Consider the following 15,396-nt stretch of genomic DNA (forward strand, 5'->3'; position numbering starts at 1 on the left):
GCCGGTGCGGCGTTGACCGTCCGGAGTGACGGTGCTTAGCTGAGCCTTGCCTAAGTCAAGTTAGCTTAGGCTTGCCTAACCTACTGATCTTCAGGAGGCGACGTGCCCAGCTCTGGCAGCGCACCGGGACCGCGGACCGGCGAGTACACCCGCGAGATCCGCGAAGGGCTCGGCCCGGCGGTCCTGGCCGCCGGCCCGCCGCCGGTGCCCGATCTCGCCGCCCCGTTCAGAGCCCGGATCGCGCTGCCGGACGGCGCCGACCTCGACCTGGTGCACCGCTGGATGAACCTGCCGCACGTCGCGGCCGGCTACGACCAGGCGTGGACCCGGGAGCGCTGGGCCGCCGAGATCGGCGGGCAGCTCGCCGGCGACTACGCCCGCCCGTTCATCGTCGAGTTCGACGGCCGCCCGGTCGCCTACGTCGAGCTCTACCGCGCCGCCCGCGACGTGGTCGCCGGGACCTACCCGGCCCGCGCCCACGACGTGGGCTTCCACATCGCCATCGGCGAGACCGACGGTGTCGGCCGCGGCCTCGCCGTCCGGATCTTCCGCGCGTTCATCGACGGGGTGTTCGCGGCCGAGCCCGAGTGCGCCCGGATCGTCTCCGAGCCGGACGCGTCCAACCAGGCGGCCCGCCGCGTGGACACCAAGCTCGGCCTGCGGTTCCTCGGCGAGGTCGACCTTCCGCACAAGCGGGCCGCGCTGTTCATCTGGCCGCGGACCGAGGCCGACGTGCCGAGCCTGCCCGCATGACCGATCCGGCAGCGATGCCCCGTCCCCCGGGCGCGATGCCGCTCACGGGCGCGCAGGCGGGGGTCTGGTACGCGCAGCGGCTCGATCCGTCCAGCCCGGCCTACAACACCGGCGAGTACGTGGAGATCCACGGGCCGGTGGACCCTGCCCTCTTCGAGCGCGCGCTGCGCCTGGCCGTCGCCGAGATCGACGCGCTGAACGTCACGATCGGGGACGGGCCCGACGGGCCGTGGCAGGCGGTCGAACCGGGGGCGTGGCCGCTGCACCGCCTCGAGGTGGGCGCCGCCCCCGCTCCGCGCGCCGCCGCCGAGGAGTGGATGCGCGGCGACCTGGCCCGCCCGGTGCCGCCGGGCTCCGGCCCGCTGTTCACCCAGGCGCTGATCACCGCGGGGCCGGAGCGGTCCTTCTGGTACATGCGCTGCCACCACGTCGTCATGGACGGCTACGGCTTCGCGCAGGTCGCGCGGCGCGTCGCCGAGACCTGCACGGCCCTGGCCGAGGGGCGCGAGCCGGGCGTGAGCCCGTTCCTGCCGCTGCGCACGCTGGTCGAGGACGAGGCCGTTTACCGGGCCTCCGATCGCCGTGCCGCCGACCGGGCCTACTGGACGGGACGGTTCGCGGACGCCCCCGAGGCGGTCGGGCTGGCGGAGGGCGCCCCGGTGCCCGCGCCCGGTTTCCTCCGCCGCACCGGCCTGATCCCGGCGGCCGGCCTGACCGTCCTCGCCAAGGAGGCCCGGGCGACGTGGCCCGAAGCCGTGATCGCCGGCGCGGCGGCCTACCTGCACCGCCGGACCGGGACCCGCGACGTGGTGCTCGGCCTGCCGCTCATGGGACGGCTCGGCACGGCCGCCGCGCGGGTGCCCGGCATGGTCGTCAACGTCGTCCCGCTCCGGTTGGACGTCCGGCCCGGCACGACCGCCGGGGAACTCGTCGCCCAGGTGGCGGCGAGGCTGCGCGAGGCCCGCCGGCACGGCCGCTACCAGGGCGAGGATCTACGCCGCGACCTGCGGCTGCTCGGCGAGCGGCGGCGGCTGACCGGGCCGCTGGTCAACATCAAGCCGTTCACCCCGTCGCTGAGCTTCGCCGGCTGCCCGGCGACCACCCGCCACCTGTCGGCCGGGCCGGTCGACGACCTGACCCTCACCGTCCGCGGACTCGGCGCCAGGGGAGGGGCCGACCAGGACGGGCCGCCCTTCGAGCTGGACGCCAACCCCCGCCTGTACGGGCCCGGCGACCTCGCCGAGCACGCGCGGAGCCTGACCGCGCTGCTGGACGCGTTCGCCGAGGGCGGCCCGGACCTGCCGGTCGGACGGCTCGGCGTCCTCGACGAGGCGACCCGCCGCGCCGTCCTGCCCGCGCGTCCAGACGGAGACCGTCCCCAGGCGCACCGTCCTGAGGCGCCGGGCGAGAGCCTCACCCAGATCTTCGAGCGGCAGGCCGCCGCCTCACCGGACGCCGTCGCCGTGACCGTCCCGGACGGTCCGGACCTGACCTCCACGGAGCTGACCTCCACGGAGCTGACTTCCACGGAGCTGACCTACGCGGAGTTGAACGCCGCCGCCAACCGGCTCGCCCGCCTCCTGGCCGAGCGCGGCGCGGGCCCCGGCGGCCTCGTCGCGCTCACCCTGCCGCGCTCCGCGGACCTGGTGGTCGCGATCCTGGCGGTCCTCAAGACCGGTGCGGCGTACGTGCCGATCGACCCCGCCTACCCCGCCGGACGGATCGCCGCCACGCTGGGCGATGCCCGGCCCGTCTGCACGGTCACGCCCGGCACGCTGGAGGCCCTGGACGCCTACCCGGCCGGTGACCTCGGCCGCGCCCCGTCGCCCTGGCTGCCCGCGTACGTGATCTACACGTCCGGCTCGACCGGCGCGCCGAAGGGCGTCGTGGTGCCGCACCGCAACGTCGTCCGGCTCTTCACCGCGACCGCCGACCGGTTCGGGTTCACCGCCCGGGACGTGTGGACGCTGTTCCACTCCTACGCGTTCGACTTCTCGGTGTGGGAGCTGTGGGGCGCGCTGCTGCACGGCGGGCGGCTCGTCGTCGTCCCGCACGAGACCAGCCGTTCTCCCGGCGCGTTCCTGCGGCTGCTCGCCGATGAGCGGGTGACCGTTCTCAACCAGACGCCTTCGGCGTTCTACCAGCTCATGCGCGCCGACCGGGACGAGCTGGGGCGGCACGACCTGTCCGCGCTCCGCCACGTCGTCTTCGGCGGCGAGGCGCTCGACCACGGGCGGCTGGCCGAGTGGCACGAGCGGCACCCGGCGGGCGCCCCGCACCTGGTCAACATGTACGGGATCACCGAGACCACGGTGCACGTGACCCACGCCGACGCGGCCCCCGGCGGCCCCGGCGCGGGCGGCGGCATCGGCCGTCCCCTCTCCGACCTGCGGGTCCTGCTGCTGGACGGGGCGCTGCAACCCGTCGAGCCCGGCCGGACGGCCGAGATGTACATCGCGGGCGAGGGCCTGGCCCACGGGTACCTGGGACGGCCCGGCCTGACCGCGGAGCGGTTCGTCGCCGACCCGTACGGCCCGCCCGGCTCCCGGATGTACCGCACCGGCGACCTCGCCCGCCGGACGGCGGACGGCGACCTGGAGTTCCGGGGCCGCGCCGACGACCAGGTCAAGATCCGCGGGTTCCGGGTGGAGCCGGGCGAGATCGAGGCCGCCCTGGCCGCCCATCCCGCCGTCACCGGCGCCGCGGTGATCGTCCGCGAGGACCGTCCCGGCGACCGCCGCCTGGTCGCCTACGCGGCGGGCGCGGGGCCGGTCGCGGCGGAGCTGCGCGGGTACCTGGCCGAGCGGCTGCCCGCCCACCTGGTCCCCGCGGCGGTCGTGCCGGTGGAGGCGCTGCCGCTGACCGTCAACGGCAAGCTCGACCGGCGGGCGCTGCCCGCGCCCGACCTCGCGGCGGCCGTCGCCGGCGCGGCGCCCCGCACGGCGCGCGAGGAGGCGCTGTGCGGGCTGTTCGCCGAGGTCCTCGGCCTGCCGTCGGTGGGCGTGGACGACGGGTTCTTCGACCTCGGCGGCGACTCGCTGCTGGCCGCCCGGCTGGTGGGCCGGGTCCGCGCGGTGCTGGGGGCCGAGCTCGGCATCCGGACGGTGTTCGAGGCGCCGACCGTCGCGGGGACCGCCGCGGCGCTCGGCGCCGGGACCTCCGGCCGGCCCGGGCTCGCCCCGGCGCCGCGTCCCGGCCGGGTCCCGCTGTCGTCGGCGCAGCGCGGCCTGTGGTTCCTGCACCAGACCGGCGACCGGACCGCCTACAACGTCCCGATCGCGCTCCGCCTGACCGGCCCCCTGGACGGCGCGGCGCTCCACGGCGCGCTCGGCGACCTCCTGGCGCGGCACGAGAGCCTGCGGACGCTCTTCCCCGACGACGACGGCACCCCGTACCAGCGGGTGCTCCCCGCTGTGGAGCCCGTCCTGCACCGTGCCGCCACCGAAGAGGACCTCGCCGAGGCCGCCCGGTACGCGTTCGACCTGGCCGCCGAGCCGCCGATCAGGGCCACCCTGCTGCGGACCGGCCCGGACGCTCACGTCCTGCTCCTCCTCCTGCACCACATCGCGGGGGACGAGTGGTCGCAGAACCGCCTGATCGAGGACCTCGCCACCGCCTACACGGCCCGCCGCGACGGGCGCGAGCCCGGCTGGGCGCCGCTGCCCGTGCAGTACGCCGACTACACGCTGTGGCAGCGGGACCTGCTGGGCGACGACGCCGACCCCGGCTCGCTCGCCGGACGGCAGCTCGCCCACTGGGAGGGCACCCTCCGGGACCTGCCGGTCGAACTCGACCTCCCCGCGGACCGGCCCCGTCCCGCGGTGCCCGGCCACCGGGGCGACGTCGTCCCGTTCACCCTCGGGCCGGCGCTGCACCGGGCGCTCGCCGCGCTCGCCCGGGACGCGCACGCCAGCCTGTTCATGACCGTGCAGGCGGGCATCGCCGCGCTGCTCACCCGCCTCGGCGCCGGGACCGATGTCCCGATCGGCACGCCCGCCGCCGGACGGACCGACGACGCGCTCGACGCGCTGGTCGGCTGCTTCGTCAACTCCCTGGTGCTGCGGACCGACACCTCCGGAGCGCCCGGCTTCGCCGAGCTGCTCGGCCGGGTCCGCGAGACCGACCTGGCCGCCTTCGAGCACCAGGACCTGCCGTTCGAACGGCTCGTGGAGGCGCTGCGCCCGCCGCGGTCCCTCACCCGGCACCCGCTGTTCCAGGTCATGCTCACCTACTGGAACGACCAGGGCGCCCGGCCCGGGCTGCCCGGCGGCCTGACCGCCGAGGTCACGACCGTCCCGACCGGCGCCGCCAAGTTCGACCTGGCGTTCCGCCTCGCCGAGCACGCGGGGCGGGACGGCGTCGACGGCGTGGTGGAGTACCGCACCGACCTGTTCGACCGCGCCACCGTGGAGGCGCTCGCCGCCCGGCTGGTGCGGCTGCTGGAGGCCGCCGCCGCGGACCCCGGCCGTCCGATCACCGAGCTGGACGTGCTCGGCGCCGACGAGCGCCGCACCCTCCTGCGCGACTGGAACGACACCGCCCACGGCACGCCGCCCGCCACGTTCCCCGCGCTGTTCGAGGCCCAGGTGCGGCGGTCGCCGGACGCGACGGCCGTGGTCCTCGGCGACCGGGAGCTGACCTACGCGCAGCTCGACGCCCGCGCGGACCGGCTCGCGCGGCGGCTCGCGGCCGAGCTGGGCGCGGGTCCGGAGGAGCTCGTCGGGGTGGCGCTGCCCCGCTCCATCGACATGATCGTCGCAGTGCTGGCGGTGCTGAAGACGGGCGCCGCCTACCTGCCGCTCGACCCCGACTACCCGGCCGACCGGCTCGCCCACATGGTCCGGGACGCCCGCCCGGCCGGTGTGATCACCACCCCGGGGACCCGCCCGCCGGGCGGCGCCCGCGAGATCCTGCTGGGCGGCGACGTCCCCGAACCGGAGCCGCACGTCCGCGTCCCGGGGCCGGTGTCCGTGCGCAACGCCGCGTACGTGATCTACACCTCCGGGTCCACCGGCCGCCCGAAGGGGGTGGTCGTCACGCATGCCGGGATCGCCGACCTGGTCGCCACCCAGGAGCGGCGGCTCGGCGCGCGCCCCGGCCTCCGCGTGCTGCACTTCGCCTCGCTCAGCTTCGACGCCGCGTTCTGGCAGCTGTGCATCCCGCTGCTGTCGGGCGGCACCTTGGTGATCTGCCCGGCCGACCTGCGCGTCCCAGGGCCCGAGCTCGCGGGCTACGCCCGCCGCCACCGCGTCGGGCTGCTGGGCCTGCCGCCGTCCCTGCTCGCGATGATCCCCGAGGACGTCGAGCTGCCCGAGGGCGCCACGCTGGTCGTCGGCGCCGAGAAGGTCCCGCCCGAGCTGGCCGCCCGGTGGGGGCGGCGGCACCGGGTCGTCAACGCCTACGGCCCGACCGAGGCCACCGTCAACGCCACCCTCTGGGACTGCGACCCGGACGCGGCCGGGCCCGTCCCGATCGGCCGGCCCGACCCCGGCACCCGCGCGTACGTGCTCGACGCGGCGCTGCGGCCCGTCCCGCCGGGGGTCACCGGGGAGCTCTACCTCGCGGGCGACGGCCTCGCGCGCGGCTACCTCGGCCGCCCCGGGCAGACCGCCGAGCGGTTCGTCGCCGACCCGTTCGGGCCGCCCGGCACCCGCCTGTACCGCACCGGGGACCTGGCCCGCTGGTCCCGGGACGGCGCGCTGCACTTCGCCGGACGCGCCGACGACCAGGTCAAGGTGCGGGGTTTCCGGATCGAGCTCGGCGAGATCGAGACCGTGCTGGCCCGGCAGGACGGCGTCGCGCGCGCGGCGGTGGTCGTCCGGGAGGACCGCCCCGGCGACGTGCGCCTCGCCGCCTACGTGGTGCCCGCCGGGGACGCCGCCGAGCGCGGGCCGGGCGGACGGGAGCTGAAGCGGGCCCTCGCGGCGGAGCTGCCCGAGCACATGGTGCCGCCGTCGATCACCCTGCTCGGCGCGCTGCCGCTCACGCCCAGCGGCAAGCTCGACCGCGCCGCGCTGCCCGCGCCGGACCCCGCCGCGTCCGCCGCGCCCGGACGGGGGCCGCGCAACCGGCAGGAGGAGATGCTGTGCGAGCTGTACGCCGAGGTGCTCGGCGTCCGGCGGGCCGGCATCGACGACTCCTTCTTCGACCTCGGCGGGCACTCGCTGCTCGCCGCCCGGCTGATCGGCCGGGTCCGGGCCGAGTTCGGCGTGCGGATCAGCGTCGGGACGGTGTTCGCCGCGCCGACCCCCGCCGAGCTCGCGGACCGGCTGGAGAGCGGCGCGGATGGCGAGGCCCTGGAGATCCTCCTCCCGTTCCGGACCTCGGGGACCGGCACGCCGCTGTTCTGCTTCCATCCGGCGGGCGGCATCGCCTGGTGCTTCTCCGGACTGATGAAGCACGTCCACGACGTGCCGATCTACGGTGTCCAGGCGCGCAACCTGTCCCGGCGGACCGCCCCCGCGCAGACCCTCGAGGAGATGACGGCCGAGTACGTCGCCGAGATGCGCAAGGTGCGCCCGCACGGCCCGTACGCGCTGCTCGGCTGGTCGTTCGGCGGCGTCATCGCGCACCACGTCGCGGTCGCGCTCCAGGACGCGGGCGAGGAGGTCGAGCTCGTGGTGATGCTCGACTCCTATCCGAGCGGCGTGTGGGACACGCTTCCGTCCGAGGAGGACGCGCTCCGCGCGCTGCTGTACATGGTCGGCCACGACCTGGCCGCCGCGGACGGGCCCGTCGACCGCGAGCGGGTGATGGCGATCCTGCGGGCCGAGGGCAGCGCGCTGGCCAACCTCAGGGACTTCACCCCCGCCGCGATGATCGACAACTTTGCGGTCAGCGCCCGGCTGGAGAAGGACGCCGCGTTCGGCCGGTTCGACGGCGACCTGCTGTTCTTCACCGCCGCGCTGGACCCCGCGGCGCTCGGGCCGGGCGCGAAGGCGCCGACCCACCACCTGTGGGAGCCGCACGTCGGCGGCGCGATCGACAACCACGACCTGGACTGCGCGCACCGGGACATGACCCTTCCCGGCCCGATCGCCGAGATCGGCGCGCTCGTCGGCGCGCGGCTGCGTGAGGGTCGCCGGTGAGCGGCGCGGGCGGCGCCCCGCCGCGCGGGGCGGACAAGACCGGGCGGGCAGCGGAGGAGGCCGCGCCGCGCGGGCGGCTCATCGTGTGCGTGGTGTACGTGACCGTGGTGTTCATGGTCGGGATGGACACCACCATCGTGAACCTCGCGCTGCCCGCCATCGCCCGCAAGTTCGCCGTCCCGGCCGCCGCGACCGGCGCCGTCGACGTCGCCTACCTGGTGAGCGTCGCGGTCTGCATCCCGCTGTCGGGGTGGCTGAGCGACCGGTTCGGCGCGAAGCGGGTGTTCCTCGCGGCGCTCGCCGCGTTCACCGCCGCGTCCGTGCTGTGCGGGGTCTCCGGCGGGCTCGGCACGCTGGTCGCCGCGCGGGTGGTGCAGGGCTCGGCCGGCGGGCTGCTGACACCCGTCGGCCTCACCCTGCTTTACCTTGCTTACCCACCCGAGGACCGGATCAGGCTCGCGCGGGCCATCGTCCTGCCGGGCGCGCTCGCGCCGACCCTCGGGCCCGTCGTCGGCGGGCTCCTGGTCGAGCACCTGTCCTGGCGGTGGGGGTTCGCGATCAACGTGCCGGTCGGCGCCGCCGCGCTGGTGGCGGGCGCGCTCGCGCTCGCCGGACCGGCCGAACGGGTCCGGCGCTGTTTCGACCTGCGCGGCTTCCTGCTAATCGCGCCCGGCGCCGGGCTGGTGATGTACGCGTTGAACGCGGGCGCCGCGCACGGCTGGGGCCCGGCGCAGACCGGCCTCGGCGTCCTCGGCGCGGCGCTGGTCGTGGCGTTCGCGCTCGCCGGGCGCCGCACCGCGCACCCGCTGGTCGACCTGACCGTGTTCCGCGACGCGACGTTCCGCGCGGCGGGCTCGGCGATGGTGTTCCTGGTCGCCGGGTTCATGGCCGCCGGGTACGCGTTCACGCTGCTGTTCCAGCAGGGTCTGGGCGCCTCGCCCTCGCACGCCGGGCTCGCGGTCTTCCCCAAGGCGGTCGGGCTGATCTGCGCCTCGCAGGTCGCCGGGCGGCTGCAGCGCCGCTTCGGCGCCGGCCGGGTCGTCACCGCCTGCATGCTCGGCGCCGCCGCCGCGATCGCCGCCACCGACCTCATCGGCGCCGGCACACCGCTGTGGGCGATCGGGGCGCTGCACTTCGCGATGGGGTTCTGCGTCGGGCAGTCCTCCATCCAGCTCCAGGTCACCGCGTTCGCCACCATCGGCAAGGCCGCGACCGCCGCGGCGTCCACCCTCTACAACGCCCAGCGGCAGATGGCGTCGGCGCTCGGCGTCTCCATGGCCGCGGGCGTCCTCGCCGCCGCGCACTCCGCCGGCGGCCTGGTCCCGTACCGGGCGGCCATGGGCGCCGCGGCGGGCTGCGCGGTGATCGCCGCGCTGCTGGCGTTCCGGCTCACCAAGATCGGCCCGCCCGTCCCGGCCGCCGCCGCGGCGGTCCGGGCGGCCGGGTCATGACGATCCCCACACAGGAGGCGTTCCCCATGTCGGCGCAGAACGAGGCACCCGCGCGGCTGCCCGGGCTCAGAGTCCTGACGGTCCTGCGGACCGCGCCGGTCACCCCGCGGATGCGGCGGATCACCCTGGGCGGCCCGGAGCTGGCCGGCTTCGGCACCGGTCCCAACATTAAGGTGCTGGTCCCGCCGCCCGGCGACCCCGACCCGCAGTGGCCGGCGGCCGGGCCGGACGGCCGCACGACCTGGCCGCCCGAGCACCGCCGCCCCGCGATGCGCACCTACACCGTCCGCCGGCACGACCCGGCCGCGGGCGAGCTCGACGTCGACTTCGTCCTGCACGGCGACCGCGGTCCGGCCTCCCGCTGGGCCGGCGCCGCGCGGCCGGGCGACGTCCTCGGCGTCGTCGGCCCCGGCGGCCGGACCGTCCTCGACGCCGACCGGTATCTCGTCGCGGGCGACCACACCGCGCTGCCCGCCATCGGGACGATCGTGGCGGAGCTGCCGCGGCACGCCCGCGGCCACGTGCTGGTCGAGGTGCCGGACCCCGGCGAGATCCAGGACCTCGCCCCGCCGCCCGGCGTCGAGCTGATCTGGCTGTTCCAGGACGGCGCCGGGCCCGGCACGACCACCCTCCTCCAGGACGCCGTCCGCGCGCTGCCCCGGCCGGACGGCGGCGAGCGCGCGTTCGTGTGGGCGGCGGGGGAGTCCGCGTCCGTCCGCGCGATCCGCTCGTACGCCCGCGACGACCTCGGCCTGAACCGCCGCGACCTCCTCGCCATCGGCTACTGGAAGCACGGCATGACCGAGACCGCCTACCACGACCGCCACGACAACGACCGGGACCAGGACTACTACCGGGCCGGGAAGGAAGAGCTCGCCGAACGCGAGAGGGCCGCGGCCGGCCCCGCGTAGACCGCCCGTCCCGTCCTCCCGCACACCCCGAACCGAAGGAGCCGTCCGTGTCCCAGCCGGGAGACCGACTGTACGACTTCGTCGGCGTGGGCTTCGGCCCCGCCAACCTCGCCCTCGCCATCGCCCTGGAGGACCACAACGCGCGGACCGTCCGGGGCGACCGCCTCCTCGCGCTGTTCGTCGAGCGGCAGCCGCGCTTCGGCTGGCACCGCGGCATGCTCATCGACGGCGCCACGATGCAGGTGTCGTTCCTGAAAGGACCTGGTCACGATGCGCGACCCGTCCAGCGACTTCTCCTTCCTGGCCTACCTGAGGGACAAGGGCCGGCTGGTCGACTTCATCAACCACAAGACGTTCTTCCCGACCCGCACCGAGTTCCACGACTACTTCTCCTGGGCCGCGGGACGCCTCGGGCACCTGGTCCGGTACGACGCCGAGGCCGTCGCGGTCGAGCCGGTGGACGCGGGCGGCGAGGTCGCGGAGTTCGCCGTCACCGTCCGGGACGCCGCCGGGACGCCGCGCGCCGTCCGCGCCCGCAACCTGGTGATCGGCGGCGGCCTCCAGCCGTGCCTGCCGCCCGGCGTCGCCGAGTCCGAGCGGGTCTGGCACAACCAGCGGCTGCTGATCCGGCTCGCCGAGCGCACCGGCCCGCCCCCGAGGCGCTGGACGGTGATCGGCGCCGGGCAGAGCGCCGCCGAGGTCACCGAGTACCTGCACCGCACCCACCCCGACGCCGAGGTGTGCTCGGTGTTCTCCCGCTACGGCTACAGCCCCGCCGACGACAGCCCCTTCGCCAACCGGATCTTCGACCCGGAGGCGGTGGACCTGTTCCACGGCGCGCCCGAGGAGGTCAAGCGGCGGCTGTTCGACTACCACCGCGGCACGAACTACTCGGTGGTGGACCTCGACCTCATCGAGGAGCTGTACCGGCGCGCCTACCAGGAGAGGGTCGCGGGCCGGGAGCGCCTGCGGATGCTCAACGCCTGCAAGGTGCTCGACGTCCGCGAGGTGCCCGGTGGGGCGCGCACGACCTACGAGTTCCTGCCCACCGGTGAACGGGAGGTGCTGGACTCCGACGTCGTCGTCTGCGCCACCGGCTACCGCCCGTTCGACGCCCTCGGCCTCCTCGGCCCCGCCGCCGCCCTCTGCCGCCGCGACGGGGAGGGGCGCCCGCTGGTCGAACGCGACTACCGGGTGTCCACCGGCCCGTCCGTCACCGCCGGCGTCTACTTGCAGGGCGGCACGGAGCACACGCACGGGATCACGTCGTCGCTGCTGTCCAACGGCGCCGTCCGCGCGGGCGAGATCCTCGACTCCATCCTCGCCCGCCGGCCGGAGCACCGCCCGGCCGCCTCGCCCGCCGTCCGCTGACCGCGGCGACGGCGGTGAGGTCCATGCGGTCGCCCGCGAGCCGGTACGGCCCGTCTCCCGGTTCGCTCATCCCGTCTCCCAGGCTCGTGGTCACCTCCATGATCGCGCGCGCTGCTCAGCCGAGCGCGACCAGTTCGGTCCAGGGCAGGGGCGTGCCGGACGGGACGTTCACCCTGATGACCCGTGGGGCCGGCCGGTGGCCGGGTCCAAGGACGTGAGGTGGGACCGGTCGAGGAGCAGCTCACCGGCCCTCAGCCTGATGCGCCCGTCCTGCCTGGCCAGTGCCGGGGCCGGACTCTTTCAGCGGATCACCAAATCCCGCGTGTCAGCGCCGTGGCGCGCGCCGGTCCGCCGCGCCATGGCTAACGTGACGGGCGGTCATCGATCGATCTCGCTGGGGAGTCATGCTCCTGTTGTTCGCCGTGCACTGCGCGGCCGCGGCGGTGGCTCCACTCCTCGTCCGGGGGCTCGGCCGCAACGCGTTCCTGCCGCTCGCCCTGGTGCCCGCGGCGGCGGCGGTCTGGGCGCTGCCGCCCTGGCTGGACGGCGCCGCGCCGCGCGCCGAGTCGCACGCCTGGATCCCCGGCCTGCACCTGGAACTGGCGCTGCGGGCCGATCCGCTCGCCTGGATGATGGTGCTCATCGTCGGCGGCGTCGGCGCGCTCATCGTGGCCTACTGCGCCCGGTACTTCGAGGCCTCCGAGCGGGGGCTGGGCGGGTTCGCGGGGCAGCTCCTCGCGTTCGCCGCCGCGATGCTCGGGCTCGTCCTCGCCGACGACCTGATCCTGCTGTACGTGTTCTGGGAGCTGACCACGGTCTTCTCCTACCTGCTCATCGGGTTCGACTCCGCGCGCGCCGCCGCCCGCCGGGCCGCGACGCAGGCGATCATCGTCACCACCTTCGGCGGGCTGGCCATGCTGGTCGGGCTGATCATGCTCGGCCGGGCCGCGGGCACCTACCGGCTCTCGGAGATCCTGGCCCGGCCGCCGGGCGGCACCGCCGTCGGGGTGGCGCTGGCGCTGATCCTGATCGGCGCGCTGTCGAAGTCGGCGCTGGTCCCGTTCGGGCTGTGGCTGCCCGCCGCGATGGCCGCCCCGACCCCGGTGAGCGCGTACCTGCACGCCGCGGCGATGGTGAAGGCGGGCGTGTACCTGGTCGCGCGGTTCGCGCCCGCGTTCGCGGGCGCCGCCGTCTGGCGGCCCGTCGTGCTGGTCCTCGGCGCGCTCACCATGGTCCTGGCGGGCTGGCGCGCACTGCGCGAGCACGACCTCAAGCTGCTGCTCGCCTACGGCACCGTCAGCCAGCTCGGATTCATGGTCGTCCTGGTCGGCGCGGGCACCCGCGACGCCGCGCTCGCCGGAGTGACGGTGCTGCTCGCGCACGCGCTGTTCAAGGCGGCGCTGTTCATGGTGGTCGGCATCATCGACCACGCCACCGGGACCCGCGACCTGCGGCGGCTGTCGGGTCTGGGCCGGGCCGCCCCGGTCCTGTGCGGCACGTCGATCGTGGCGGCGGCGTCCATGGCGGGCGTCCCCGCGACGCTCGGGTTCGCGGGGAAGGAGGCGGCCTACGAGGCGTTCATCGGGGGCCGCCCGGTGCTCCTCGGGGTCCTGGTCCTCGGCTCGGCCTTCACCGCCGCCTACAGCCTGCGGTTCCTGTGGGGCGCGTTCGCGCGCAAGCACGGGGCGGACGAACTCTCCGCGTACAGGATCGAGGCGTTGCTGCTGGCCCCCCCGGTCGTCCTCGCGCTGGCCGGCGTCGCCCTCGGGTTGCTCGCCGCCCCGCTGGACGCGCCCCTCTCCAGGGAGGCCGCCGCGTACCCGGCCGACGGTCACGGCGGCTACCACCTGTCGGCCTGGCACGGGTTCGGCGAGGCGCTGCTGCTGACCGCCGTCTCGCTGCTGGTCGGCGCCGGGCTGTTCTTCGCCGGACGCGTCGTCGTCCGGCTCCAGCGGCGGATCGTGTTCGTCGAGCCCGCCGACGTGTACGCCGGGCTCATGCGGTCGCTGAACCATCTCGCGCTGCAAGTGACCGGCGCCGTCCAGCGCGGATCGCTGCCCGGCTACCTCGTGGTCATCCTGCTGACCGCGGCGGGCCTCACCGGCTCGGCGATCCTGCTCGGACGGCCCTGGCCGACTCCCGCGCCCTGGCGGCTGTGGGACGGCCCCGCGCAGGCGATGGTCGCGGTGCTGACCGTGGCCGCGGCCGTCGCGGCGGCGCGGGCCCACGGCCGGGCCCAGACCGTCGTGCTCGCCGGGGCGTCCGGCTACGGCGTCGCGACCCTGTTCGTCCTCCAGGGCGCCCCCGACCTCGCGCTCACCCAGCTCCTGATGGAGACCGCGAGCCTGGTGGTGTTCGTGCTCGTGCTGCGCCGCCTGCCGGTCGGCTTCCCCCGCACGCGGCCCAAGTCCCGCTACCGCCTGCACGTGGCGATCGGGCTCCTCATCGGGCTCCTCGCCACCGGCGCCACCCTGCTCGCCGCCCAGGCCCGGCGGGCGGTCCCGATCGCCGCCGGGTTCCCCGGCGCGGCGGAGAAGGCGGGCGGCTCCAACATCGTCGCCACCGTCCTGGTCGACATCCGGGCCTGGGACACGCTCGGCGAGAGCTCGGTGATCGCGCTCGCGGCGCTCGGCGTCACCAGCATGGTCTTCGCCCGGCGGCGCGCGTCCGTGCCGCCGCGCGCCGCCGACGCCGCGTCCGGCACCGCGGTGTGGGCGGTCGCGGGGATGACCTCGGTGGACGCGGCGTTCCGCGGCGAGCCGTCCACGCGCGGGCGGGACTGGCTCGCGGCCGGACCGACCCTCGCCGCCGAGCGCCGGTCGATCGTCTTCGAGGTCGTCGCCCGGCTGACCTTCCACACCGTCCTGCTGTTCTCGCTGTACCTGCTGTTCACCGCGCACTCCGCGCCGGGCGGCGGGTTCGTGGGCGGGATCGTGGCCGGGCTCGCGCTCGTCGTGCGCTACCTGGCCGGCGGCCCGTTCGAGCTGGCCGAGGCCGCGCCGGTCGACGTCGGCCGGCTCCTCGGCGTCGGGCTGATCATCACGGCGGGCACCGCGTTCTGCGGGCCGCTGTGGGGCTCGGCGATCCTGGAGAGCGGCGGCTGGGACCCGCACGTTCCGCTGCTCGGCCACGTCCACCTGGCCACCTCGCTGCTGTTCGACGCCGGCGTCTACCTGATCGTCATCGGGCTGATGCTGGACGTCCTCAGCGCGCTCGGCGCCGAGGTCGACCGGCAGGCCGGGACGGAGGAGGCCGGGTGAGCGGGACCGTCGTGCTCGCCGCCGCCGGGGGCGCCCTCGTCGCCGCAGGCGTCGCGCTGGTGCTGGAGCGCAGCCTGAGCCGGCTGGTCGTCGGGATGCTCGTGCTCGGCAACGGGGTGAACCTGCTGATCCTCACCGGCGGCGGCCCGGCCGGCCGCGCGCCCATCCTGCACGGCGTGCCGCCCGGCGCGGACCGGCGGCCGATGAACGACCCGGTGCCGCAGGCGATGATCCTCACCGCGATCGTGATCGCGCTCGGCACCGCCGCGTTCGCCCTCGCCATCGCCTACCGGTCCGGCCGGCTCGGCGACAGCGACGACGACGACGTCCGCGACGACATCGAGGACCGCCGCGTCACCCGCGGCCGGCACGAGCTGCGCACCCAGGTCCGCGCCCGGCGCCGCGAGTTCCGCGAGTGGTCCCGCGAGCAGCGCGGCCAGATCCGCGGCGCCCGCCGCGAGCTGCGCGCGGGCATCCGGGCCGAACGCGAGCGCCGCGCGGTCGACGACCCAGGCGACCTCGACGACGGCGACGACGAGAGCGGGTCCGACCGGTGAACCAG

General features: G+C 75.9%; 7 protein-coding genes and 1 pseudogene. All 8 read left to right on the plus strand.

Annotated features, from left to right (window positions below; all coding sequences use genetic code 11):
* The first annotated feature begins 102 nt into the window (after positions 1 to 102).
* Positions 103 to 753, plus strand: coding sequence for a GNAT family N-acetyltransferase (locus OHA34_RS38125; RefSeq protein ID WP_329520305.1), 651 nt, complete (start codon positions 103 to 105; stop codon positions 751 to 753).
* A complete protein-coding gene (locus tag OHA34_RS38130; RefSeq protein ID WP_329520306.1) occupies positions 750 to 7,841 on the plus strand; it encodes a non-ribosomal peptide synthetase in 7,092 nt (2,363 codons plus the stop codon). Before OHA34_RS38125 ends, OHA34_RS38130 begins: the two co-directional genes overlap by 4 nt.
* Positions 7,838 to 9,292: a DHA2 family efflux MFS transporter permease subunit gene (locus OHA34_RS38135; RefSeq protein ID WP_329520307.1), complete on the plus strand. Its 1,455-nt coding sequence runs from the start codon at positions 7,838 to 7,840 to the stop codon at positions 9,290 to 9,292. Before OHA34_RS38130 ends, OHA34_RS38135 begins: the two co-directional genes overlap by 4 nt.
* Complete coding sequence (locus tag OHA34_RS38140; RefSeq protein WP_285936350.1) at positions 9,289 to 10,203, plus strand: siderophore-interacting protein; 915 nt, start codon at positions 9,289 to 9,291, stop codon at positions 10,201 to 10,203. The genes OHA34_RS38135 and OHA34_RS38140 overlap by 4 nt, the downstream gene beginning before the upstream one ends.
* Positions 10,204 to 10,289: 86 nt before the next feature.
* Positions 10,290 to 10,397: pseudogene (locus OHA34_RS38145) on the plus strand (hypothetical protein); the annotation flags it as partial.
* A gap of 76 nt (positions 10,398 to 10,473) precedes the next feature.
* A complete protein-coding gene (locus OHA34_RS38150) occupies positions 10,474 to 11,574 on the plus strand; it encodes a lysine N(6)-hydroxylase/L-ornithine N(5)-oxygenase family protein (RefSeq protein WP_329520308.1) in 1,101 nt (366 codons plus the stop codon).
* 404 nt (positions 11,575 to 11,978) lie between these two features.
* Positions 11,979 to 14,834, plus strand: coding sequence for a Na+/H+ antiporter subunit A (locus tag OHA34_RS38155; RefSeq protein WP_329520309.1), 2,856 nt, complete (start codon positions 11,979 to 11,981; stop codon positions 14,832 to 14,834).
* A complete protein-coding gene (locus tag OHA34_RS38160) occupies positions 14,831 to 15,391 on the plus strand; it encodes a Na(+)/H(+) antiporter subunit C (protein WP_285936347.1) in 561 nt (186 codons plus the stop codon). Before OHA34_RS38155 ends, OHA34_RS38160 begins: the two co-directional genes overlap by 4 nt.
* Positions 15,392 to 15,396: the final 5 nt, after the last annotated feature.

The organism is Spirillospora sp. NBC_01491 (genome assembly GCF_036227065.1).
Classification (GTDB): Bacteria; Actinomycetota; Actinomycetes; order Streptosporangiales; family Streptosporangiaceae; genus Spirillospora; species Spirillospora xylanilytica.